Origin of the sequence: Neobacillus sp. 114, from assembly GCF_030127045.1 — a bacterium.
Lineage (GTDB): Bacteria > Bacillota > Bacilli > Bacillales > Cytobacillaceae > Neobacillus > Neobacillus rhizophilus.
On the sequence record NZ_CP126144.1, the window covers coordinates 2929893 to 2953126 of the forward strand.

Here is a 23234-nt window from a genome sequence, read left to right on the forward strand (position 1 = left end):
CATGGAGAAATGCAACTAATTTTAAGTAGGTTGACAATATACCTTTGTGGGTATAATATAAATCATGTCCTTGTTTTTATTAGGAGGTAAGTGATTTGGACTATAATGATCAAATTAAAAATAGAGTCAAACGTATTGAAGGCCAGTTACGCGGGATATTAAAAATGATGGAAGAAAATAAGGACTGTAAAGACGTTATTACCCAACTATCTGCTTCTAGAACTGCCATTGATCGTACAATTGGTGTTATTGTAAGCTCCAATTTGGTGGAGTGCGTAAAAAAAGCAGAAGAGCAAGGGGATAAAAACATGGAAGAACTAGTAAAAGAGGCCGTAAATCTACTCGTAAAAAGCCGTTAAAATGAGTGGAGGTGCCCTCTTTTATTTTCTTCTTAAAAATACCCATATGGGTATTTGGGTTTGGCCAAATAAACATTTCTTGTGCAACCGGGCATCAACCTGTAATATTTATTGTGGGAAGGGACTAAATTGTTCCTTGCTTAGGGGGCAGTCATGGATATTAGTTTTATCATTACAGTTTTTATAATCGGATTCGTAGGTGCATTCCTATCGGGTATGTTGGGAATAGGTGGGGCCATCATAAATTTTCCGATGCTTTTGTATATTCCTCCGGCGCTTGGTGTCGGCCATTTTACAGCACACGAGGTTTCAGGAATAACGGCCATCCAGGTATTTTTTGCCACAATCGGGGGTGTTTTAGCCTACCGGAAGGGTGGTTATTTAAATAAAACTCTTATTGCCTATATGGGGATCAGTATTTTGCTTGGAAGTTTTATTGGGGGATTCGTTTCTTCGCAATTGCCCGAAAGCGGCATAAATATTGTATACGGTATTCTTGCTTTAATTGCTGTCATTATGATTTTTATCCCGAAAAAAGGGATTGATAATATTCCGCTAGATCAAGTGCAATTTAATAAATGGCTGGGGGCAACATTGGCCTTTATCGTCGGGATTGGAGCGGGCATTGTGGGGGCAGGAGGTGCTTTCCTCTTGGTGCCAATCATGCTTGTCGTTTTAAAGATACCGACCCGGATGACCATCGCCTCATCATTGGCGATTACTCTTATCTCATCTATCGGTTCGATTACCGGAAAAATCACTACCGGTCACGTCGACATTTTACCTGCGCTGATACTGGTTGTGGCCAGTTTACTGGCGGCGCCGCTTGGTGCAAATGCAGGGAAGAGAATGAATACAAACATTCTGCAAATGATTATGGGGATATTGATTTTGGCAGTAGCCATAAAGGTATGGATGGATATTTTATAAGAAATAAGGGCCGCTATTTTAGCGGCCTTATTTCTTAACGCATAAATTCAACTACGCCTCTGTCTTCGTCCAAACGGATTCGCCAATCGGCGAGTTTTCATTTATAATCATAATATTTTAATGTCTCAGTCTTGGAGGTGGGCACTTCTTCGGTTATATTTCCATTCTCGTCTTTATAAACCTCGTACTCCTGATAAGTTTCAAGAATATAACCACCCTTTTTTTCACGTTTCACCAGTTTCTCTACCATCTCCGGCATGTCCTCCGGCGGCTCTACACTTGCTTGAACCGCATGGACCGGCTGATCAGCTGTATAGGACAATTTTTTGTTTATAAAAGAATATGGTGAATCCAGATAGGCACCTAAACCAATAGTAATTAGCAAACCGCAGGCAGTTAAGTAGGTTTTTATTTTCATGAGTCCCGAGCTCCTTTAATAAATGAATTCTCGTAACCCATTTTATGCTCGTCCGATGAACATATGCCTTTGGCTTCTAAATGTTTGCCGGTTTCACGCGTGGCCGGAAAAATAAAAACAGGAAAAATGCCAGGATGGTGATTATAGCGCCTGAAATATAAGGTAGACCAATTGCCAGCGAAAACAGCCAGCCTCCAAGCGGCGGCCCAATAATACGGCCCAACGAGTCAAAGGATGACAAAAGTCCAGTTGAACTTCCGTGTCCTGCGGTTGATGTCTTCGTCAGCAGTGAAGAAACACTAGGCCGGATCACGCCATTTCCTAACCCAAAAATGGTTAAATAGATTGCTGCTGTCGTAAAGTTATGTACAAGTAATATAAGTCCAAACCCAATGGCTGAAACAATCATTCCACCTTGAATAACGACACTTTCTCCATATTTCTTTGTTAACCTGCCTACAAGTCCTCCTTGTACCAGTGCACCGCCAAACCCCATAATCATGAAGATGTATCCCAGTTGTGTTGAATCAAGACCCGCTTTTTCAGCAGCAAAATAGGCAAAAGTGGCTTCCAAACCTGAAAGGGATAAGGAAATGAATAACTGCACGAAAAATAAGACGGAAACTTCACGAGTAAAGGCTTTCCAGATGGATCTTTTTTCTTCAGAAGTCTGTCCTGTTTCGTGTTTTGACTCCTTAAGTAAAAAAAATACAAGCACTAGGGTGATGGCTGCTGATCCGCTAGCAAGGAAAAAAGGCATACTCAAGCTGAATTTAGAAAAAATACCGCCGACAGCCGGTCCAAAAACAAAGCCAAGGCCAACCGCAGCACCGATAATTCCCATTCCTTTTCCGCGGTTTTCTTCTGTTGTAATGTCGGCAACGTATGCCATTGCCGTTGGCATATTAGCAGATGAAAGCATTCCTCCTAATATTCTGGCTACAAACAGCATCCAAAGCTCGGTTGAAATCGCTTGAATAAAGAATGAAAGGGCAAGACCGGTAATCCCTATCATCATGACCGGTTTTCGGCCAATGCGGTCAGATAGGCGCCCCCACATTGGTGCGAAGATCAGTTGCATCAAGGAATAGACCGCCATTAACAGCCCAAGTTCTGTAGGATTCGCCCCCATTTCCTCCGCATAAAACGGCAGGACCGGGATGATGATCCCAAACCCGACCATAACTAAAAACATGACAACAAATAGAATCGGTAAAGCAGTCTTTGTCTGCAAAGGATGTCAACTCCTTCAAATAAATCCAAATTCCACTAAATGAAACCCAATACCCATTATCACCCAGCATGCTAATATAATGCAACCATCAGTTGTTGCTCTTCCTTACAAAAATGTAAGGTTCACTTCAATTATCGTAAGGATTCATTGTGGAAAAAAAGCCAATAATTTCCTAAGATAAAACTAAGGATATTAGAAATGGGTGATATACATGGAATTAATATTAGAAGCAAAAGGGATAAACAGGGTGTTCGGCACAAAAAGGAACTCTTACACCGCTTTACGCGATATTGATTTGAACATTACTAAGGGAGAATTCGTCGGTGTCATGGGGCCATCAGGTGCAGGGAAATCCACCTTGCTAAATGTTCTTTCAACAATCGAAAAGCCAACCTCCGGCCTCCTTCAATTCAATGGGAAAAGTCTGACAAACATGAAGGAGACAGAGCTTACTGAATTCAGAAGAGATCAAATGGGGTTTATTTTTCAGGATTATAACCTCCTGGATACTTTAACAGTGGAAGAGAATATTCTCCTGCCGCTGACCTTTAGTAAAACTCCGCAAAGGGAAATGAAAAGAAAGGTTCACGAATTGGCACGAAAGTTCGGGATTGAAGAAAATTTGGAAAAATTCCCGTATGAAATTTCAGGCGGGCAGCAGCAGAGGACCGCTGTATGTCGAGCAATCATATGCCAGCCAAAGATCCTATTTGCTGATGAGCCTACCGGTGCACTGGATTCAAAGTCAGCCTATTATTTGCTGGAAACTTTATCGGAACTACATAAGGAGCAGGCGGCAACCATCCTTATGGTTACACACGACCCTTATGCCGCAAGCTTTTGTTCTCGTGTTGTGTTTATTAAAGATGGAACTCTTTTCACCGAAATTCGAAAAGGTGAGCAATCGCGAAAGCAGCTTTTCGGGCAAATTTTAGATATTCTCTCAAGTATAGGAGGCGGGCAATATGACGCTGTCTAAACTTGCCAGAAAGAATATCATCCGAAACATCCGCCAATATTTGCTCTATCTTTATTCGCTGGTCTTTAGTACGGCTATTTACTTTACCTTTGTTTCATTACAAAACAATCAGCAGCTGTTAAGCAGTACTGTAACAATTGGAAAACTGGAGTCAGCTTTTTTTGCGGCATCGATGATTCTCATGATTTTCTCAGGTTCTTTCATTTGGTATTCCAATTCGTTTTTTACCAGGATGCGAAAAAAGGAAGTCGGATTATACGCCTTATTTGGTATGAGCAAGAAAAAAATTGGCCTGCTGCTTTTTTATGAAAATATGATCATTGGGGCACTGGCTTTAGTGATAGGTATTGGCGCCGGAATATTGTTCTCCAAATTGTTCATGATGATAATTTTCAAATTAATGGGCTTTTCGCTGGAAGTGTCTTTTTCGGTATCAAGCAGGGCGATGTTGCAGACAATTGTGGTGTTTCTTATCATATTATTAGTGACCTCCATCCATAGCTATCGATTAATCTATCGATTTTCGCTTGCCGAGTTATTTAAAGCTGACCGTAAAGGAGAGAGGCTTGCGAAAGGGTCTGTCATAACGAGTATTTTAGCAGTTGTCCTGATTGGTGTTTCCTATCTATTATTTTGGAATCCGGAGAAGTTCATAATTATTCACTATACCGGAATTAGATTTGGCACCGCGGTATTTTTCCTTGTGGCAGGTTCTTACTTTTTTATGAATTCCCTAGCAGCCTATTTGTTAAAATTGATGAAGAGGCTGGAGACGGTTTATTTGAAAGGAAAAAACCTGCTTGGCATCACCAATTTATTATACAGGTTTAAAGGAAATGTCCTTATCTTGACCGTAATCTCTCTATTAAGTAGTGTGACACTATTAGCATGCGGAACCATTCTTGGTTTTTATTATCATATTGATAGAGTGACAAATGAGCACTTTCCCTACAGCTATATGTTCAATATGAAGGATGTTGAAGTAAACAAAGAAATTGCAGCTTTGATTGAAAGGGCCAGTGAGGATAAGCCCCGATACCAACTCAACCTGGAGTATCTTCCTGTGGAGGCTGATTTGAACGGCATGGAAAGGGTACCAGATTTTTTTCAAACCATGCTGATCTCCGAAAATACATTTCAGAAACTAATGGAGGAAAGAAGGAGACCCGAATCCCTCCACTTAAAAAGAAATGAAGCAGCGGCCTTTTATGATGGAAATCTGGATGTAAAATCCGATCCTTATTCTGGAAAACAACTTGTTCTTAAGGCCGAACAAGAGTTAACTATTACTACCTATAAGCCATTTTCCCTGCTTAATCAAGGGGAGATGTTGTTCCCGCTGGTTATAAGTAATGCTCAATATGAGGAGCTAAAAGAGGGCATTTCACCACAGTATTTGCACATCTATAAATTGAAGAATGAGAAATCACTTGAAAAATTAGATTCCAAGTTAGAAAAGATTGTAAGGCCGCTTCAGTTTAATGACAATCTCCCTATCTATTCGAGTTTTTATGATAAATATCATTACGGACTTGAAACCTATGGACTATTAATCTACATCGGCGGTTTTCTTGGACTTGTGTTTATGGCCGCAACGGGAAGCATTATTTATTTCAAACAGTTGATGGAAGCAGCATCCGATAAGGCCAGATATCAAACCCTCAGAAAAATCGGCATTCCGGAACAGGAGATTAAAAAGACGGTGGCAAGACAAGTAGGATTTGTTTTTGTGCTGCCATTGCTGCTTGCTGTCAGTCATAGTGCAATGATTACTTATTTGCTATCCGAATTTTTACAGATTCCACTGCAGGTCCCATTTATGATTTTTCTTGGTGCATACCTTGTTATTTATCTGATTTACTATTTGATGACTACTGCTGGTTATGTGCGGTTAATAAAAACAAGCTCATGATGGTTGAGCTTGTTTTTTCACATTTGATGGATGTTATTTACCGTTTCTGGAAAGTGAAGGATAGCCTTTGTTCCGATATCCTTGGCAGATTCCAATATTAAAGTATGTCCTAGCTTTTCTGCTGTCTTCTTTGCTAGATACAGTCCCATTCCTGTTGATCTTTGAGGGCCTCTGCCGTTTTTTCCGGTAAATCCTTTTTCAAAAACACGGGGAAGATCTTCAGCGGGAATCCCGATACCAGAATCACGGATGATAAGATTCCTTGACTTTGAGTCCGCGATGATAGAAATCTTGCCGTTTTCTTTCGTATATTTTAAAGCATTCGATAGAACCTGGCGAACTATGTAGGTCAGTCCTTTTTTATCGCTCAATACAAGCATTGAGGAAACCTGTAAATCTAGTTTTATCTTTCTGCCGATGAACGACTTGGATTCTCCAATGATTATTTCCTTCATCAACTTTTCCAAATCAATCTCCTGGATTAGATAGTCCTTATTAAAATCGTTAAGTCGGGAAAAGTGGAGGGCCTGTTCCACATAGCCTTCGATTTTATCTATTTCTTCCTGCATGCTTGGTGAATCGATTTCCGTTTCAAGCAGCAGGCGGCTGACGGCAATCGGGGTTTTTATTTCATGAAACCATTGCGTCATAAATTCGAGCTGTTCCTTGGCCGCCTCGTTTCGTTCCTGTATTTGTCTTAAATATTGTTTCTCTAACTGTCTCAACAACTGGCTATATATTTGCTGTTCGTAAGAGGAGGAGGCAGGGATGCTTTCAAAGTCTTGAGACTGCCATTTGCGAAGCTGTCCCTTTTTCCGATAAAAACTACTGATAAAATATAAATTATACAAAAAGGTCGCCAGCAAGATGAGGTAGAGCAGGCTACTATATGCAACCCTCAATTGTGGTTCAACACTGATTACGATAGAAATAACGCCAAGAATCGAATAAAAGGTAATAAGCTGCCATTTTTGATCAATAAGGTAGTATCTGAATTTCATGGAATCATATATCCTTGTCGCTTTTTCGTTTCGATAAAATCTATGAGACCCAAATCTTCCAATTTTCTGCGCAGACGTGCGATGTTGACGGTTAGCGTGTTATCATCTATAAAATTTTCACTTTCCCATAAGGCTTGCATGATTTCATCGCGTGTTACAATGGTTTCCTTCTTTTTCAATAATAAATAAAGAATCTGAAACTCATTTTTGGTTAGCTCTATTTCGCTGTTATGGTAAGAAATATTCCCCTTATTTAGATTAAGAATTAAGCCCCTATGTTCGATAACTTCCTTTTCCTCTTGCTGATAAGTGTAAGTCCTTCGCAAAATAGCATTCATCTTGGCAGTCAGCACCTCTAATGAGAATGGTTTCTGGATAAAATCATCGCCACCCATATTCATTGCCATGACGATATCCATATTTTGATTTCGAGAGGAGATGAAGATGATGGGCACATTTGACAGTTGTCTGATTTTGCTGCACCAATAAAAACCATCATAGATTGGTAAATTGATGTCCAGCAGAACCAGATGGGGTTTGACTACCATAAACTGTTCATCCAGGTTCTCAAAATTTGTAATCTTACTAGGTTCAAACCTCCATTTCAATAGGTGTTCAGAAATAATATCTCTTATTTTTAAATCATCCTCTACAATCATAACCTTAAACAAGATATTCCACCCCTTCCATATGAACCTATTATACAAGGCAATAAACTGATTTGGAAAAATTAACTGTTTTGTAGGAGTAAAGTCGTATTTTTAATTTATAAATTTTGGAAAATTTGGTATGATTACGGTGCATAATCTCTTCTAAAATAAAAAATGGGGATGAGGGACTATGAATAAAAAGTGGGAAAAACAGATTGACCCTAATAATAAATACGGTGGTGCATTTATTTTAGGGGATAGGAACTTCGAACTTCCGGAAGCAGCTGTCGTTTCGGTCACAAGGGGAGAACATTTCAATATACCGCGCCTAATAATCAATGGATTTTTAAACCAAATGATCATGAAGGCGATGAGCAAGAACGATAATTTATTGTATGCTGAACTGCGAGGGCAATTAGATGGAGGAATTGGTCAGACATTGACCGTTTGGAAAGCAGGAAAAGACATGAATTCGTTCCGAACTGGCGGTATTCATAATTTTGCAAGGAAGTTTTTTAGCTGGGTGTTTTACAGTGGAAAGGTTCAATCCTATTTTTTAACATGGAAAGTAAACGGACATATCCCGACTTATGAAGAAGCGGCAGAAATCGTAACCACCTATGGCCGACATTTTGATGGCGGTAAGCTTGTGAGAAAGGCCCAGCAGCCGAAGGATTTAGACCATAAAAAACCAAGCTGATTTATGCTAGCTGTTTATTAGCTAGTTGATAGAATGTTTTTAGCAGATGTTTAGCCCGGTGTATAAATGATAGAACGTAATTGTTTTTAACCAAAAAAGCCGCCGATCCAATGATCGAGCGGCCGTTTTGTGTATAATATTCTCTCTATTTCACTGTTTTCCGAGTACTTTCCGATGCAAAGTCCGCGATGACAACAAGAATCATATAGCAAAGCAGCAGCAGGGTAATCTGCGTGTATTGGAAATAGCTCATGGCTAGTTTAAAATCCATGCCTAGACCGCCTGCACCAACGAATCCAACGACAATCGTGGTCCTCATAATTACTTCCCACCGATATAACACATAGGTCAGAAACCTTGGCATAACAATGGGAAGAATCCCGTAAAACAATGTCTCAATCTTAGAGGCACCAGATGCAGCCAAGTTGCGAATCGGCCTTGGATCCATATCCTCAATTACCTCTGCCCATAGCTTCCCAAGGATTCCGAAATTGTGCAAAGCAAGGGCAAGTGCGCCTGGCAAAATACCCGGTTTTAAAATGAAAATAATCATCATCGCCCAGACCAATTCCGGAACGGAACGGGAAAAAATATAAACGAGACGGACCAGACCGTATAGCGGCCAATTGTACCATTTTTTCGAAATGGTCAGGTTACCGCTCGCAATATTACGCGCCGCTGGAATCACCGTTAAACAGGCTGCAATGGTCGAAAACCCAATCGCCATTACGCTCATTTCCAGCGTCTCATAGGTCAGTTTTAACGCAGAAGCCCAGCTTTCGGCATCGAAAAACGCAGGATTGTTTTCATTTAAACCTATTAATCCGCCGAAAAACTTTCCCGCGTATTCCGCATTTTGATCAGAGAATAGGTCAGATATATCGGCATGGTCGATAAAATAAATATATATCCACGAACCTGCAATTAGCAATGCAGCCAAAAGAGAGGCACGCCATCCTGTACTGAAACCGCGACGGCGCTTTCGATCTGTTAAGCCTTTACGGACAAAATTACTCCAAATATCTACAAGTACAACCAAGGCAATCAAATAAAATACATAGGTCCAAACTTGGTCGTATTTCAAATCGGCCAGCGAAAGCTGAATTTGATAGCCCAGACCGCCGAGGCCGACAAAGCTCATAATTGCCGAAGAACGAATCGAGCATTCAAAACGGTACATCGTATAACTAATCATATCAGCCCTAACTAACGGTAAATACCCGTAAAAGAGGACCTCAAGTTTGGAGGCTCCGGCTGCCCATAAAGCCTTTATTGGCTCTTTGGGTACATCATTTAGCATATCGGCGAAAATTCGTCCAAGAATCCCGCCGTAAGGAATTGCTAAGGCAAATATGGCAGCAAACGGTGAGAAACCGATGGCAGCCACGAACAGCCACGCCCAAACCAGTTCGTGAATCGAACGGGTAAATCCTAATATTCCTCTGAAAAATACTTTATTGGCCAGTCTAGCTGCCCGTGAAGATGTTAACGTCCCCGATGCGAGGACACCGACAATAAAAGCATAAATAATGGCTAAGGACATTCCAGCTACGGCATAGGCCAAAGTAATCCAGGCGGCTTCAAGACCTTTCGATAATACTTCAGGACTCAAATCCGGTTGAAAGAGGCCTTTAAAAATTTGCCCCAATGTTGGAATCCCGCCAGCATGGTACACCTCATCCGCATCCCATTTAACCGCAAACAAACTCCATCCGAAAACTGCCAGCAAAATCAATGAAAGAATAAATCGTTTATGGAGCCGAAAGGAGGTTTTCCATTTATGCATGGCTCGAATGCTCCTTTAGACTATACAATTCGGCTAACATTTCATCGGTTACCTTTTCTGTCGGTAAATCAAAAAGGATCGCCCCATTTTTTAAGGAAATGATTCGGTCAAAATATTTTCGTGCATAATCAACTGAATGTAGGCTGGCAATTAGCGTTTGGTTATCCTCTGAAACAATCTTAGTGAGCATCGACAGAACGTCATCAGCCCGTGCCGGGTCAAGGGAAGCAACTGGTTCATCTGCCAAAATAATTTCCGGTTTTTGAACCAATAGTCTAGCCAATGCAACACGCTGCTGCTCACCGCCGGAAAGGGTGGAGGTGATTTCATGAGCTTTATCCGTGAGACCGACACGTTCAAGCGCCATAAGTGCCGCATCTTTTTCCTGTGGGACGAGCAGAGATATCAATGATTTCACGGTTCCCCAATCCGCTAATTTTCCCGCCAAAACGTTATGAATCACTGCTAGTGGACCGATTAGATCAAATTGCTGACGGATAACCCCAACCTTTTTCGCGAAGGCTTTTCCTCTTTTATAAGTAGAGATGTTCTGCCCGTCAATGAGCATTTCACCACTTTCTAAAGGTACGAGGCGGGCAATTGAATTTAACAGCGTCGATTTTCCGGCGCCGCTCGGTCCAATCAATGCCACCATTTCTCCTTGTTTAATGGTAAAAGAAAGGGAAGATAAGGCTATCTTCCGCTCAAAATGTTTTGTTAAATTTTTTACATCAATCATGATTTTTGAAGTCATAGATGACAAACACCTACTATTTAATAATCTTTAGTTCTTTGGCTACTTTTTCAATTTTGCTATAGTTATCGTTTTTCGTTTCGACAAATTTGTCAGTTTGGAACAAATCGGCTATTTCTTTTGGCTCACCATTGAAAGAAAGGAGGGCATCCTTAATTTTTTGTTCTGTGCCTTTGCCAAACTTCTTGTCGATCTCTTTATTAATGGTCCAGTTATAGTCATAGTAAGGAGGGGTTGTATAGAATACCTTTACCTTATTTGTATCCACTTTCCCTTCTTTAACAGCTGCTTCCCAAACAGAAATATTTAATGCACCAGCCTGGAAGGAACCGGATTCGATTAACTTATAGGTTGTGTCATGTGAGCCGGAAAAATTAGGATTACCATTAAAGTCTTTGTTCGGGTCAATGCCAGCTTCGGATAGAAAATAACGTGGCATTAAGTGGCCGGATGTCGAACTTTCACTACCAAACGTAAACGATTTTCCTTTTAAATCCTTCAAGGAACTAATCCCGGAATTCGGCTGGGTGATAAACACTGATTGGAATTCAGCATCTCGCGGACGCTGAACGATGGATTTAGCCTCAGGGACAAGGTTTCTAGCCTGTACACTTGTTAATCCGCCAAACCAAGCCATGCTGATTTCACCACGCTGGAATCCTGTTACTAAAGCGGCATAATCAACAGAAGGAACGAACTCTACCTTTAGGCCAGTTTTCTCGTTTAAGTATTTAGCCACAGCATCCATGCCTTTTTGCAAGTCGGCGGCATTTTGGTCCGGAATGGCCCCAATTTTAAACACTTGTTCTGTTTTTTGTTCTTTCTTGCCTTCACTAGATTTTTCATTATTGCTTTGACCACAGGCGGCTAAAGAAAATACCATCATCACCAGGATCATTACAGAAAACCACTTTTTCATAATAGAAACCCACCTCAATTGTTAATTGCATAAAAATGAATTAGAAAAAAATATTAACCTTCATAATTATAAGGAAATGTTAGTACATAATAAATTCAATTTATCGATTTATTCAATAGGTTAGTATCGATTATTCATATAGATAAAACCCCTGTCGGTCTGACAGGGGCACTAGATTTGATTCTATACAGCTTGCTGTGACCATTCTTCTACATTCCAAATGTATGCGATAAACTTTCAACATTAAGTTGGCTCATTTTTTATCGTAATTCTCGCTTTTCAACAAAATCCATACATTCTAACATATTACTAGATTGTTGTATGTTTTTCACTGAAAAAATATTGTAAACAGAAATGAATAGGTTTTGGCCTTGGGGGCAATTTAATGAAAAAAAGGATAAATGTATGATCGGATTAATTATCGCCATCCTCATTTTTAATTTTATCGCTTTTAAAGGCAACAAGGTTTTAACTGCCAATCAAATCGTTCACATTTGGTGTTTTACAATTGCCTTTCAAACGACCTTCGATGTTTTTATAGAATTTAAATACCACGCCTATTGGTATTTCAGTAAAGAAGTGGATTGGGCTGGCGAAATTCCTCATTTGTTCGTGGTCCCAGCTGTTAATATGATTTTTTTAAACTGGTTTCCCTTTAATGGAACATATGTAAAAAAGGCTTCCTATATCATTTTATTTGTGATTGCAATCTTATGTTACGAGATGATTACTCTATTTCCGGAACCTTGGGGCTACTTCCATTACGGATGGTGGAAACTTTGGCATGCTGCCATTTTAGACCCTATTCTGTTGCTCATATTATTGGGGTATTACAGGTGGATATGCCGCATTGAAAGAAGGACTGTTTGCCGTTAATAGTTTTCACTTAAGAGAGGGGGGGAAGTACGCTCTCTTTTTTTTTTTTTCTGATGAAATCGTATATACAGGCTCCGATGCTTGTACATATTCTAATAAAAATGACAGTCGCGCAAGGAGGGAGGGCAATGGGCATATTCAAGGATGGTATCAGCATCGGAACCGTTTCGGGAGGAATCGTAAACTTTGGCGGGGCAGTGATTATTTCACCCATTTCGATTACCAATACCGTTTCAGGTTCACGCTCCGGAAATACGGATCCCGGTGGATCAGGAAATTCGGCAATAACTGCCGCAAGCAATCTGCTTCAATCAATTGCGGGTAATCAGGGATTATTGGGTTCAGGAAATACGAGATAATCTAGAGCAAGAAGTGCAGGAAACAGAGGTAATAATAAGGCGACAAATGGAAGACGGGGCCGATAGCAGCCCCGTCTGATTATTTTATGAAACCTTTAAGCCTTTTGCAGTCTGCGCCTGCGCCCGCTTTGCAGGTTTAATGACATTGAAGACAATGTTTAGAAAGATGGCTGTTAAACTGCCTGCAACAATCCCGCTATTCGTAAGAATCTTAACACTCTCAGGAAGATGTGCAAATAAATCCGGAACGGTAGTTACACCTAAACCAACTCCAACAGAACAAGCAATGATTAATAGATTCTCCTGTGAAGAAAAGTCTACTTTACTAAGCATCTTGATTCCAGAAGCAATGACCATCCCAAACATAGCAACCATTGCTCCTCCAAGTACAGCAGTCGGGATAACTGTTGTTAACGCCGCAATTTTCGGTACAAACCCTAGAAAAATTAAAATTCCGCCCATTGTATAAATAACGCTCTTATCCTTAACCCCAGAAAACTGGACAAGCCCAACATTTTGCGAGTAAGTGGTGTACGGGAATGAATTAAAGAATGCTCCAATCACACTTGCCAATCCTTCTGCACGATACCCTTTCACTAAATCCTGTTCCGTCAACTTTCGGCCCGTGATATCACTTAAGGCAAAATAAACACCAGTTGATTCTACAAGACTTACAATTGCTACAATTGTCATCGTAATGATCGGGGCCAGTTCAAAAGAAGGAGTTGCAAAATGTAAAGGCGTTACCATATGAAACCAGGATGCATCACCAACTGCGGAAAAATTAACTTTTCCCATGAACGTTGCAGCAACGGTACCTGCTATCAAGCCTAATAATATAGAAATGGCGCGTATGAACCCTTTAAAGAAACGATAAAGAATAATGATAAATAATAACGTACCAAATGCCAGCACAATGTTTGAAATCGAACCAAAATCAGGGCTTCCCTGACCGCCGGCAACATTATTCATTGCGACAGGAATTAGGGTCGTTCCAATAATCGTCACAACAGAACCCGTTACGACTGGAGGGAAGAAGTGAATCAGTTTACCAAAGTATTTTGCAATCAACATGACAATTAATCCTGAAACTAGGATCGAACCATAAATGGAGGACATGCCATACTGATTTCCAATGGCAATAATCGGGCCTACTGCTGTAAATGTACAGCCAAGGACAATCGGAAGACCGATCCCAAAATAACGATTCTGCCATACCTGTAATAATGTAGCGATACCGCTTGTTAATATATCAAGAGAAACTAGATAGGCAAGCTGTTCGTTCGAAAGCTTTAGAGCACCGCCAATAATAAGTGGAACAATAACTGCTCCTGCATACATGGCGAGAACATGCTGAATTCCAAGCGATGCTGTTTTAAGTGATGAATTTTTCATTATACTAGCTCCTCTACTTTTTCAGATTTAAAAGTGACTTCACCGTTTGCGAGGGAAGCAACGCGGGCTAAAGATTCAACTCTTATTCCTTGGTCGCTAAGCATTTTTGCACCGTCTTGGAAGGACTTTTCGATGACTATTCCTACTCCGGCCAGTTCGGCGCCGCTTTGGTTGACTATATCAATTAAGCCTAGGGCGGCCTGGCCATTGGCAAGAAAGTCATCAATAATAAGAACTTTGTCCTCAGCATTCAAAAACTTTTGTGCAATTGAAATTTCGTTAGTTTCCTGCTTTGTAAAGGAATGTACAGAAGCAGTGATCAATCCTTCGGTTAATGTAAGTGATTTTCTTTTTCTGGCGAAAACAACTGGAACGTTCAGCTGTAGGCCCGTCATGACTGCAGGGGCAATGCCCGAAGATTCAATGGTGACAATTTTGGTGATTCCCTCGTTAGCGAAGCGCTTCGCAAACTCTTTGCCAATTTCCAGCATTAATGCTGGATCAATTTGATGGTTTAAAAAAGAATCAACTTTTAGGATTTGGTCTGATAAAACCTGCCCGTCATTTTTGATTTTTTCCTGTAATAGTCTCATGTTGTACCCCCATTTTTTAAATATAAAAAAACCCAAAGGCCGTCCCCACATCAGATTGAGTGAGGTAATGGCCTTTGGGCTTAGTGTCCGAAAGGAATAGAATGGAAGTACGCTTAGAAAGAAAAACATCCGTTCTCATTACCCACTCATAGTCGAATCGTTTACGGCAATTCGGTAGAGACTTGCGGGCCATATTCCCGCGATTATATGAGTGAAGCCTTATTGAATTCATTTCAAATTATATCACGGTAAATGGAGAAATCAATCACTTTTTTTGCAAAAAGCGAATAATATACTTATATTTTTTTCGCTTTGTTCGTCTTTTGGAAACCTTTCCCGTAAGTATCATAGAAGGATTGAACAATTAACCTATTTCAGTTACTATTAAAATGTACGTATATATCAGAAAATTATGAAAAGGTAAATAAATACCCCAAGGGGATACTAACCGGTTAGGATGTTTGGGCCCAATCATAATTTTCATATAAAGAATAATTGGAGGAATGAAAGATGGTTGAAAAAATCCGCCCATATTGGCCAGCTGATGTACCTGCCAACTTTACCTATTTACAAGGTGAAAAACCGCTTTTTGCTTATTTAGAGCAGCATGGGAACGAGCGCCCAAATGACACAGCCTATATTTTTTATGGACAAGAGGTCACTTGGGGCCAACTCTTGGATTACGTGAATCGCTTGGCTGGCTATTTACATAAAAAAGGGGTTAAGAAGGGCAGCTGCATCGCCCTTTATTTGCAAAACTGTCCGCAATATATTATTGCTCATTTCGCCATACAAAAACTGGGTGGAACGGTTGTGCCACTGAACCCAATGTTTAAAGAAAATGAATTGGCCTATTATTTCGAAGAAGCACCAATTGAAGGGATTATAGCTGGTGCAGAAATTTACCCTCTTGTCAAAAAAGCGATGGAAAAGTCCCGCCACCTGAGCTTTATCGTGACTGCTAACTATCAAGATTTTCTCCCAGACCAGCCCGAATGGAAGTTTCCAGAAGAATTGCTTGTACCAAAACAACACCTCACAGAAACAGATGATTTCACCACGATCCTTCAAACTGAAAATCCTTACGAACATACGGAACAAGTTGATTTGTGGAATGATATTGGGTTAATGGTCTTTACCTCCGGAACCACCGGACGCCCAAAAGGAGCTATGCTCACGTATGGTAATGCCCTGTTTAAATCCGCATCCGCTGCCCATTCAAACGTTATGAAGGAAGACGAAATTTTATTGGCAAGTGCTCCATTATGCCATATTGCTGGAATGTTGATGGGTTTAAATTCAACCGTTTATTCAGGCCGGCCGTGTGTTTTATTTACCCGTTTTGATCCGCTTGCAACGGTTGATGCCATTGAAAAGTACCGTGTTTCCTATTGGTACAGCATCGCGCCCATGAATTGGGCCATTTTACAAATTCCAGGAATTGCCCAAAGAGACTTGTCCAGTTTAACAACCAATCTGGCCACCAGCTTTGGAGTTCAGGTCACGCAAGAGCTTTCAGACAAATGGAAAGCGGTTACGAAGGGCTGCCCGTTATACGAGGCTTCCTATGGTTTAAGTGAAACCCATACATGTGACACCTTTATGCCAAAGGATAAAGTGAAGTTTGGTTCTTGTGGAATCCCTACTTTTGATACAGAGATTCGTATTCTTCATATCGAAACAGGTAAGGAAGTGGCTGCAGGCGAGCAGGGTGAAATTGTCGTGAAAAATCCCGGGGTGTTTAAGGGGTATTTAAACCGGCCGGAAGCAACAGCCGAAACGCTTAGGGACGGTTGGGTTCATACCGGTGATATCGGACGCCTTGACGAGGATGGATATTTGTATTTCATGGGACGAGTAAAAGAAATGATAAAAAGCTCAGGCTATAGTATTTTTCCAGAAGACGTCGAAGCACTTCTCAATTTACATCCGGCTATTCGCCAATCAGCCGTTATCGGCGTTCCTGATCCAGTTAAAGGAGAAGTTGTCAAAGCATTTGTCGTGCTGCAGGATTCGAATAAGGAAGGCTTGACTCCTGACGCGATAATCTCCTGGGCAAAAGAAAACATGGCTGCGTATAAATATCCACGTTATGTAGAATTCATTGATCAGCTGCCAGCAACATCATCCGGAAAGGTATTGCGAAAATTATTAAAAGAAGAGTAGGAGATTATACAATGGAGTTATTACAAAAATTATCAAAGGATTTACAAGAAAGAAAAGAAGCAGCACTTTTAGGTGGTGGATGTGATAAAATTGCTGCCCAGCACGAACGTGGACTTTTAACTGCACGCGAAAGAATTGAAAAATTCGCTGACGCCGGCAGCTTTATGGAGCTTGGCATGTTAAATACCTCCGATGTAAAGGGAACCGAGCATAAAAGCTATGGGGATGGACTGATCATTGGTGTCGGTAAAGTGAATGGTAGATCAGCCGTCATTCAGGCCGGGGACAAGACTGTTTTTGCCGGGACGGAAGGTGCTGTTCACATGCGAAAATCCAAAAGTATCCATGAGTTTGCGGTTAAAAACGGCCTCCCAATGTTTGCACTGCACGAGGGCGGCGGATTGCGGATGCCGGATGGAATGGGTTCAGACGGTTTCAGCGATAAACTTTTCCCGCGTGAGATGCTGACAGTTCACCGCCAAGTACCGACGATGACGTCCATTTTGGGAGATAGCTTTGGAGGTCCTACATGGACTGCTGTTTCTTCCGATTTCGTCACCCAGCTGCAAGGAACCTGTATGGCGATTGCCGGCCCACGGATGCTTGAGCTCGCGAACGGGCAGAGGATGATACCGGAAGAATTAGGCGGAGTTGATATTCATAACCGCTTTACCGGGCAAATTGATGATGATGGGGCGACGGAAGAAGAATGCTTTGACCAGATGAAAACCTTTTTTTCATACATGCCGCAAAACAGCGGTGAACGCCCGCAAATGAGACGGACAAATGATGATCCATACCGCTTGGTAGATGAGGTTTTCAATATACTGCCGCAGCAAAACAACCGCGTCTATGATATGAAAAAAATTATTGAAACGATTGTTGATGATGGCATCTTTTACGAATATCAACGGAAATTCGGCAAAGGCTTGATTACATCGTTTGCCCACTTGAACGGGCATGTGGTCGGAATTATCGCCAACCAGCCAAACCAATTTGCCGGAGCACCTGGACCGCATGAGTGTCAAAAGGCGACTGAGTTTATTTGCCTTTGTGACTCCTATCATATCCCGCTGATCTTTCTGCACGATACCCCAGGTTTCCGCATCAGCAGCGAGGCAGAGAAGGCAAAAATGCCTACAAAAATTATGGTCTGGAATCAGGCGTTGGCTTTATCGACTGTACCGAAAATCTCCGTTGTCATCCGTAAAAGTATCGGTGCTGCATACGGGAATATGTGCGGTCCGGGCATGGGCGGTGATTTAGTGGTAGCTTGGCCAAGCGCGGAAATTAATTTTACCGGACCAGAAGTCGGGGTGAATGTCGTGTTTGGCCGCGAATTGGCACGCTCTGAAAATCCAAGTGAGGAACGGAAAAAACTTTTGGAACTTTGGTCATTTGATAGTTCACCATATAAAGCGGCAGCGAAGCATTTGATTGACGATGTCATCCAGCCCAATGAAACACGAAAATTCCTTTGCCAGTCACTTGAATACTTATTAACCTCAAAGCGTGAAAAGAGCGAGAGGTTGCTAGCGACATGGCCGACAGGTATATAAACATTTGGAACCTTTCCATTTTGGAAGGGTTCTTTTTTTTGCGATCCAAATGGGCAATCTAATAAAAAATATTTTTAAAAAAATGTCCACCTGGGGTGAACATTCTTGTGGAAATGTGATAAAGTATAGTAAATGAATCCTTTTATAACAGGGTTTATAAGGAGAATAAATGTCCACCTCAGGAGGACAATTGTATTTTTTAAAAATACATAAACATCGTTTTTCATGATAAAGGAGGATTTGATATGTCCAGTAAAAAGCTAGAGCATTTTTTAAATGAAAATCTTGAGGATTTAAAGGGAAAAGGCCTATATAACGTCATCGATCCGCTTGAAAGTCCAAATGGACCGGTGATTACGATTAACGGCAAGGAACTTGTCAATCTTTCTTCCAATAATTATTTAGGATTAGCAACCGATGAACGGTTGAAAAAAGCTGCTGCCGAAGCACTTGAAAAATATGGAGTGGGAGCAGGAGCTGTTCGGACTATTAATGGAACTCTCAAGCTTCATCTGGAACTGGAGGAAAAATTAGCTGAGTTTAAACATACAGAAGCAGCCATAGCTTATCAATCAGGTTTTAATTGTAACATGGCGGCTATTTCCGCTGTCATGGATCAAAACGATGCGATATTATCAGATGAACTTAACCACGCTTCTATTATTGACGGATGCAGATTGTCAAGAGCTAAGATAATCCGTTTCAACCATTCTGATATGGATGATTTGCGCGCCAAAGCCAAAGAAGCAGTCGAGTCTGGTCAGTATAACAAAGTAATGGTCATTACCGATGGTGTTTTTTCGATGGACGGGGATATCGCGCTGTTGCCAGGAATTGTCAAAACCGCCGAGGAATTTGACTTGATTACCTATGTAGACGATGCACATGGTTCAGGTGTACTTGGTGATGGTGCAGGGACGGTCAAACATTTTGGACTCTCCGATAAAATCGATTTTCAAATTGGTACTCTGTCAAAAGCAATCGGAGTTGTCGGTGGTTATGTTGCCGGAAAGCAAAACTTAATTGACTGGCTGAAGGTTCGCAGCCGTCCGTTCTTATTTTCCACTTCCTTAACACCTGCTGATGTAGCAGCAAGCAAACGTGCAATCGAGATTTTAATGGAAAGTACTGAGCTTAATAAAAAGCTTTGGGAAAACGGAAACTATTTGAAAAAAGGATTAAAGGACTTGGGCTTTAATATTGGAAACAGTGAAACGCCGATTACTCCATGTATCATTGGCGATGAAAAATTAACTCAGGATTTTAGCAGACGGTTAAATGAAGAAGGGGTTTATGCGAAGGCGATTGTATTCCCGACCGTTCCTCGCGGGACAGGACGGGTCCGCAATATGCCGACAGCAGCCCATACAAAAGAAATGCTTGATAAGGCCATTGCCATTTATGAAAAAGTCGGCAAGGAATTAGGAATTATTTAAAGATTTTACTGACAGAGGATGATATAGATGAAACGTATATTAATAACGGGTGCTTTAGGTCAAATCGGTTCTGAATTAACCTTAAAGCTTAGAGATATTTACGGAGCGGACAATGTTATTGCTACTGATTTAAAGAAAAACGACAGCGAAGCGGCATTGAGCGGTCCGTTTGAAGTGGTCGATGTGACGGATGGTAAAACGATGGTGGAGACGGCCCGAAAATATAAGGTGGATACGGTGATGCATTTAGCGGCCCTATTGTCAGCCACTGCCGAAGCAAAACCAGTTTTCGCCTGGAATTTGAATATGGGTGGACTGTTAAATGCGCTAGAGACAGCACGCGAAATGAATGCACAATTTTTCACTCCAAGTTCAATTGGTGCTTTTGGTCCATCAACACCAAAAGACAATACGCCACAGGATACGATTATGCGACCTACCACCATGTACGGTGTCAATAAAGTAGCTGGTGAGCTTTTGGCGGATTATTATTTTGAAAAATTCGCTGTTGATACGCGTGGACTGCGTTTCCCTGGATTGATTTCATATGTGGCTCTGCCTGGCGGCGGCACCACCGATTATGCTGTTGAAATTTACTATGAAGCAGTGAAGAATGGACGGTATACTTCATATATTGATAAAGGCACCTATATGGACATGATGTATATGCCGGATGCATTGAATGCCATCGTGGATTTAATTGAAGCGGATGGTTCTAAGTTGAAACACCGCAATTCCTTTAACGTGTCTGCGATGAGTTTCGATCCGGAAGAAATCGCGGCAAGCATCAGAAAATATATACCTGGATTCAAAATGAATTACAATGTCGACCCAACTCGCCAGAAAATTGCGGAAAGCTGGCCAAACTCTATCGATTCCAGTGCGGCTAAGGAAGAGTGGGGCTTCAAATTCGATTATGACTTAGATAAAATGACGAAAGATATGCTTGATAAATTAAGCAAAAAATTTCAATTAAAAATCCCGAGCTAATGCTTGTGGTTTTTGTATTCAATAAGTAACTCAATATTAAGGAATTAGTAGGTAAAGCGAGGATATTATTTGAGGTAATTTTCCGTTAAAGCCTTTGCCGCAATAAAGGTATGATTGTAGACTGGGTTAGAAAAAATAATGTTATTAAGTAGTGTTCTATTGGACAAAACAAGGATTGGAACAGGTCGAAATGTTCAATAGGAGCGTTCTATTGGACAAAACCAGGTTGGATATAGTCGAAATGTCTATTAGAGGCGTGTTATTATAGAAAACTTGCTCTCCAACAAAAAACAGCGAAGCCACAAAGGCTTCGCTGTTATCTTTTCACATAGATTAATTTATCATTTTTCTCGGTTACTCGACCAATGATGGAGGCTTTCGCTAATCCGCGCGAATGCAAGTTATCCATGTACCGCTTTGCATCCTCTTCGGCAATTGATACAAGCAATCCCCCTGAAGTAATCGCATCACATAAAACAAGCTGCTCTTCCGGAAGAATGTCCTCGTACACAACGTCATCAGATAACCATTTATGATTAGACTTAGAGCCGCCGGGGACTACGCCATTTTTCGCTAATTCGATGGCCCCTTCAAGAATTGGCACCTGGTTAAATGAAATTTCAAAGCTCACATCGCTGCCTCGTGCCATTTCGCTTCCGTGTCCTAACAGTCCAAAGCCGGTCACATCGGTTACAGCACTTGGAGTAAATGGGAAGAGCTCTTCAGCAGCGGTTTTATTCAGCATTGCCATTGTTTCCGTCACGGCTTGTTCTTGCTCCGGAGTTACGGCACTTCTTTTAATCCCGGTTGTCAAAATTCCAACGCCAATTGGTTTTGTCAATATAAGGATATCTCCTGGCTTTGCACCAACATTTTTCCAAACTTTTTCCGGATGGACAATTCCTGTCACGGATAACCCAAATTTCGGTTCCTGATCATCGATGGAATGGCCACCAACCGTGAGGGCCCCAGCTTCTTTAACTTTATCTGCAGCACCGCGTAAAATATCTGCAAGCATATTCGGTCCGAGTTTTTTAATAGGGTAGCCGACGATATTCAATACAGTCTTCGGCTCGCCACCCATCGCGTACACATCGCTTAATGAATTTGCGGCTGCAATCTGGCCGAACATATACGGGTCGTCCACAATTGGAGTAAAGTAGTCTACTGTTTGAATCAGTGCAATCGTATCCGTTAATTGATACACACCCGCATCATCGCTAGTTTCATTCCCGACAAGTAATTCGGGAACAGGGTCTTGTTTTGGTAAAAGACGCAAAACTTGCGTCAGGTCCTCTGGACCAATTTTACAGCCTCAACCTGCCTTAGTTGATAAAGAGGTTAGGCGAATCTTTTCCTGCTCACTCATTATGTACACCTCCCATTAAATAGTATACCTATTATACTAATAGGTGCAAAATATTTGCGGAATAATAGTTGAAAAGATAAAATGTTTCTAACATATACATAATGGAAAGCAGGAGGACATCAATGAAAAACTTTCATGTAATTGTTGAATTTTGCATGCAGTGAAACTACGCACCAAAAGCCGCGAGTTTCGCGGAGGAACTAATCACGCATTTCCGGCGTGATATTTCAAAATTGGAATTGATTCCGGCCTCGGGAGGAATCTTCGAGGTTACCGTGAACGGGGAAAAAATCTACTCTAAAGATGAAATAGGGTTATTCCCAGATACAGAAGACATTATTAAAATCATGGAGTCAAAATAATAAAAAACCCTCACAAACGTGAGGGTTTTTTATTGCCGGTAATTTTATTATGTAAACTGCGAAATAAAAAGTAAATCAAGGCAGCGTAATATACCGATTTTTTCCTGATCCATTATTTATTTTTGAAATAAAAATTTCTAACACATTATTTTGGAAAGAAGCGTTTATACAATGATAGATAATAGGAAAAGGGAAGTCGATGGTGCGGGTCTTTTTTGGATGTCGTGATGGGAATGCGTAAGAATGTTTTTGCGCTGTAATGATAAGCTGAGTATTATCAGTTTTTACTTTAATCTCCGAACTGACATATTCATCTAATGATGCCTCTACAATCCAATCTGTTTCGGTTTCGTATATATCAATTCTAAATTGATATAAATCACAATGGGTTGTAAATGGGTCCAAAAAATAATTTGTTAACCATTTTTCCATTTTCTCAAAATCAACAATAGAATTTCGAGGCAGGTTTTTCTTTTTCAAAATATTA

22 protein-coding genes, 1 pseudogene and 1 riboswitch are annotated in these 23234 nt (G+C 41.0%); of the genes and pseudogenes, 12 read left to right on the forward strand and 11 right to left on the reverse strand.

Annotation, left to right across the window (positions count from 1 at the left end; genetic code table 11):
- The first annotated feature begins 95 nt into the window (after positions 1–95).
- Both QNN06_RS14375 and QNN06_RS14380 read left to right on the forward strand, forming a co-directional pair.
- Positions 96–359 (forward strand): metal-sensitive transcriptional regulator, encoded by a 264-nt coding sequence (locus QNN06_RS14375; protein WP_213115713.1) that lies wholly within the window; start codon positions 96–98, stop codon positions 357–359.
- A 153-nt stretch (positions 360–512) separates the two neighbouring features.
- Positions 513–1289 (forward strand): sulfite exporter TauE/SafE family protein, encoded by a 777-nt coding sequence (locus QNN06_RS14380; RefSeq protein ID WP_217036542.1) that lies wholly within the window; start codon positions 513–515, stop codon positions 1287–1289.
- Positions 1290–1386: 97 nt separating this feature from the next.
- Here the strand turns inward: QNN06_RS14380 and QNN06_RS14385 are convergent, their stop codons facing one another.
- Both QNN06_RS14385 and QNN06_RS14390 read right to left on the reverse strand, forming a co-directional pair.
- Entirely contained in the window at positions 1387–1707 is a 321-nt protein-coding gene (locus QNN06_RS14385; protein WP_213115711.1) for a hypothetical protein, read from the reverse strand.
- Between the two features lie 76 nt (positions 1708–1783).
- A complete protein-coding gene (locus QNN06_RS14390; RefSeq protein WP_217036541.1) occupies positions 1784–2941 on the reverse strand; it encodes an MFS transporter in 1158 nt (385 codons plus the stop codon).
- A 211-nt stretch (positions 2942–3152) separates the two neighbouring features.
- On the opposite strand from QNN06_RS14390, the gene QNN06_RS14395 reads away from it, so the two are divergent.
- Both QNN06_RS14395 and QNN06_RS14400 read left to right on the forward strand, forming a co-directional pair.
- Positions 3153–3920 carry an ABC transporter ATP-binding protein gene (locus QNN06_RS14395; protein ID WP_284037766.1) on the forward strand — a complete coding sequence of 256 codons (768 nt, stop codon included), beginning with the start codon at positions 3153–3155 and terminating at the stop codon, positions 3918–3920.
- The gene (locus tag QNN06_RS14400; RefSeq protein ID WP_284037767.1) at positions 3907–5832 is read left to right on the forward strand and encodes an FtsX-like permease family protein; all 1926 of its coding nucleotides are present in this window, start codon (positions 3907–3909) and stop codon (positions 5830–5832) included. Before QNN06_RS14395 ends, QNN06_RS14400 begins: the two co-directional genes overlap by 14 nt.
- Positions 5833–5849: 17 nt before the next feature.
- Here QNN06_RS14400 and QNN06_RS14405 read toward each other — a convergent pair whose 3' ends face one another.
- The gene (locus tag QNN06_RS14405) at positions 5850–6833 is read right to left on the reverse strand and encodes a sensor histidine kinase (RefSeq protein ID WP_284037768.1); all 984 of its coding nucleotides are present in this window, start codon (positions 6831–6833) and stop codon (positions 5850–5852) included.
- Entirely contained in the window at positions 6830–7504 is a 675-nt protein-coding gene (locus QNN06_RS14410; RefSeq protein ID WP_217036538.1) for a response regulator transcription factor, read from the reverse strand. Before QNN06_RS14410 ends, QNN06_RS14405 begins: the two co-directional genes overlap by 4 nt.
- Positions 7505–7673: 169 nt before the next feature.
- On the opposite strand from QNN06_RS14410, the gene QNN06_RS14415 reads away from it, so the two are divergent.
- Positions 7674–8183 carry a hypothetical protein gene (locus QNN06_RS14415; RefSeq protein ID WP_213115705.1) on the forward strand — a complete coding sequence of 170 codons (510 nt, stop codon included), beginning with the start codon at positions 7674–7676 and terminating at the stop codon, positions 8181–8183.
- 145 nt (positions 8184–8328) lie between these two features.
- Here the strand turns inward: QNN06_RS14415 and QNN06_RS14420 are convergent, their stop codons facing one another.
- The 3 genes from QNN06_RS14420 to QNN06_RS14430 are packed head-to-tail and all read right to left on the reverse strand — an operon-like array spanning position 8329 to position 11642.
- Positions 8329–9969, reverse strand: coding sequence for a PhnE/PtxC family ABC transporter permease (locus QNN06_RS14420; RefSeq protein ID WP_213115704.1), 1641 nt, complete (start codon positions 9967–9969; stop codon positions 8329–8331).
- The gene (locus QNN06_RS14425) at positions 9962–10723 is read right to left on the reverse strand and encodes a phosphonate ABC transporter ATP-binding protein (RefSeq protein WP_213115703.1); all 762 of its coding nucleotides are present in this window, start codon (positions 10721–10723) and stop codon (positions 9962–9964) included. Before QNN06_RS14425 ends, QNN06_RS14420 begins: the two co-directional genes overlap by 8 nt.
- Positions 10724–10739: 16 nt before the next feature.
- On the reverse strand, positions 10740–11642 hold the full coding sequence (locus QNN06_RS14430; RefSeq protein WP_213115702.1) for a putative selenate ABC transporter substrate-binding protein: 903 nt from the start codon (positions 11640–11642) through the stop codon (positions 10740–10742).
- Between the two features lie 405 nt (positions 11643–12047).
- On the opposite strand from QNN06_RS14430, the gene QNN06_RS14435 reads away from it, so the two are divergent.
- Positions 12048–12518, forward strand: a complete 471-nt coding sequence (locus QNN06_RS14435; RefSeq protein ID WP_213115701.1) for a hypothetical protein — start codon at positions 12048–12050, stop codon at positions 12516–12518.
- 128 nt (positions 12519–12646) lie between these two features.
- Positions 12647–12877 (forward strand): spore germination protein, encoded by a 231-nt coding sequence (locus QNN06_RS14440; RefSeq protein WP_213115700.1) that lies wholly within the window; start codon positions 12647–12649, stop codon positions 12875–12877.
- 84 nt (positions 12878–12961) lie between these two features.
- Here QNN06_RS14440 and QNN06_RS14445 read toward each other — a convergent pair whose 3' ends face one another.
- Both QNN06_RS14445 and QNN06_RS14450 read right to left on the reverse strand, forming a co-directional pair.
- The gene (locus tag QNN06_RS14445; RefSeq protein WP_217034534.1) at positions 12962–14272 is read right to left on the reverse strand and encodes a nucleobase:cation symporter-2 family protein; all 1311 of its coding nucleotides are present in this window, start codon (positions 14270–14272) and stop codon (positions 12962–12964) included.
- Positions 14272–14865: a xanthine phosphoribosyltransferase gene (locus tag QNN06_RS14450; RefSeq protein WP_213115698.1), complete on the reverse strand. Its 594-nt coding sequence runs from the start codon at positions 14863–14865 to the stop codon at positions 14272–14274. The genes QNN06_RS14445 and QNN06_RS14450 overlap by 1 nt, the downstream gene beginning before the upstream one ends.
- Positions 14866–14994: 129 nt before the next feature.
- Positions 14995–15096, reverse strand: a riboswitch (purine riboswitch).
- Positions 15097–15375: 279 nt separating this feature from the next.
- Between QNN06_RS14450 and QNN06_RS14455 the strand changes: the two genes are divergently transcribed.
- From QNN06_RS14455 to QNN06_RS14470, 4 genes are all read left to right on the forward strand, one after another.
- A complete protein-coding gene (locus QNN06_RS14455) occupies positions 15376–17031 on the forward strand; it encodes an AMP-binding protein (protein ID WP_213115697.1) in 1656 nt (551 codons plus the stop codon).
- 11 nt (positions 17032–17042) lie between these two features.
- A complete protein-coding gene (locus tag QNN06_RS14460) occupies positions 17043–18590 on the forward strand; it encodes an acyl-CoA carboxylase subunit beta (RefSeq protein ID WP_213115696.1) in 1548 nt (515 codons plus the stop codon).
- 245 nt (positions 18591–18835) lie between these two features.
- Positions 18836–20026: a glycine C-acetyltransferase gene (locus tag QNN06_RS14465; protein WP_284037769.1), complete on the forward strand. Its 1191-nt coding sequence runs from the start codon at positions 18836–18838 to the stop codon at positions 20024–20026.
- A gap of 27 nt (positions 20027–20053) precedes the next feature.
- The gene (locus QNN06_RS14470) at positions 20054–21016 is read left to right on the forward strand and encodes an L-threonine 3-dehydrogenase (protein ID WP_213115694.1); all 963 of its coding nucleotides are present in this window, start codon (positions 20054–20056) and stop codon (positions 21014–21016) included.
- Between the two features lie 316 nt (positions 21017–21332).
- On the opposite strand, the gene selD is transcribed toward QNN06_RS14470, so the two are convergent.
- Entirely contained in the window at positions 21333–22385 is a 1053-nt protein-coding gene (gene selD, locus QNN06_RS14475) for a selenide, water dikinase SelD (RefSeq protein WP_481819252.1), read from the reverse strand.
- A 176-nt stretch (positions 22386–22561) separates the two neighbouring features.
- On the opposite strand from selD, the pseudogene QNN06_RS31235 reads away from it, so the two are divergent.
- Positions 22562–22747 (forward strand): annotated as a pseudogene (locus QNN06_RS31235) (Rdx family protein); the annotation flags it as partial.
- A 75-nt stretch (positions 22748–22822) separates the two neighbouring features.
- Here the strand turns inward: QNN06_RS31235 and QNN06_RS14480 are convergent.
- Positions 22823–23227, reverse strand: a complete 405-nt coding sequence (locus tag QNN06_RS14480; protein WP_213115692.1) for an Hsp20/alpha crystallin family protein — start codon at positions 23225–23227, stop codon at positions 22823–22825.
- Positions 23228–23234: the final 7 nt, after the last annotated feature.

Bases quoted from the DNA above. Each gene is read 5' to 3' on its own strand.
- QNN06_RS14380 (WP_217036542.1), top strand. From the start codon at position 513: ATGGATATTAGTTTTATCATTACAGTTTTTATAATCGGATTCGTAGGT.
- QNN06_RS14385 (WP_213115711.1), bottom strand. From the start codon at position 1,707: ATGAAAATAAAAACCTACTTAACTGCCTGCGGTTTGCTAATTACTATT.
- QNN06_RS14395 (WP_284037766.1), top strand. From the start codon at position 3,153: ATGGAATTAATATTAGAAGCAAAAGGGATAAACAGGGTGTTCGGCACA.
- QNN06_RS14400 (WP_284037767.1), top strand. From the start codon at position 3,907: ATGACGCTGTCTAAACTTGCCAGAAAGAATATCATCCGAAACATCCGC.
- QNN06_RS14405 (WP_284037768.1), bottom strand. From the start codon at position 6,833: ATGAAATTCAGATACTACCTTATTGATCAAAAATGGCAGCTTATTACC.
- QNN06_RS14415 (WP_213115705.1), top strand. From the start codon at position 7,674: ATGAATAAAAAGTGGGAAAAACAGATTGACCCTAATAATAAATACGGT.
- QNN06_RS14420 (WP_213115704.1), bottom strand. From the start codon at position 9,969: ATGCATAAATGGAAAACCTCCTTTCGGCTCCATAAACGATTTATTCTT.
- QNN06_RS14425 (WP_213115703.1), bottom strand. From the start codon at position 10,723: ATGACTTCAAAAATCATGATTGATGTAAAAAATTTAACAAAACATTTT.
- QNN06_RS14430 (WP_213115702.1), bottom strand. From the start codon at position 11,642: ATGAAAAAGTGGTTTTCTGTAATGATCCTGGTGATGATGGTATTTTCT.
- QNN06_RS14435 (WP_213115701.1), top strand. From the start codon at position 12,048: ATGATCGGATTAATTATCGCCATCCTCATTTTTAATTTTATCGCTTTT.
- QNN06_RS14440 (WP_213115700.1), top strand. From the start codon at position 12,647: ATGGGCATATTCAAGGATGGTATCAGCATCGGAACCGTTTCGGGAGGA.
- QNN06_RS14445 (WP_217034534.1), bottom strand. From the start codon at position 14,272: ATGAAAAATTCATCACTTAAAACAGCATCGCTTGGAATTCAGCATGTT.
- QNN06_RS14450 (WP_213115698.1), bottom strand. From the start codon at position 14,865: ATGAGACTATTACAGGAAAAAATCAAAAATGACGGGCAGGTTTTATCA.
- QNN06_RS14455 (WP_213115697.1), top strand. From the start codon at position 15,376: ATGGTTGAAAAAATCCGCCCATATTGGCCAGCTGATGTACCTGCCAAC.
- QNN06_RS14460 (WP_213115696.1), top strand. From the start codon at position 17,043: ATGGAGTTATTACAAAAATTATCAAAGGATTTACAAGAAAGAAAAGAA.
- QNN06_RS14465 (WP_284037769.1), top strand. From the start codon at position 18,836: ATGTCCAGTAAAAAGCTAGAGCATTTTTTAAATGAAAATCTTGAGGAT.
- QNN06_RS14470 (WP_213115694.1), top strand. From the start codon at position 20,054: ATGAAACGTATATTAATAACGGGTGCTTTAGGTCAAATCGGTTCTGAA.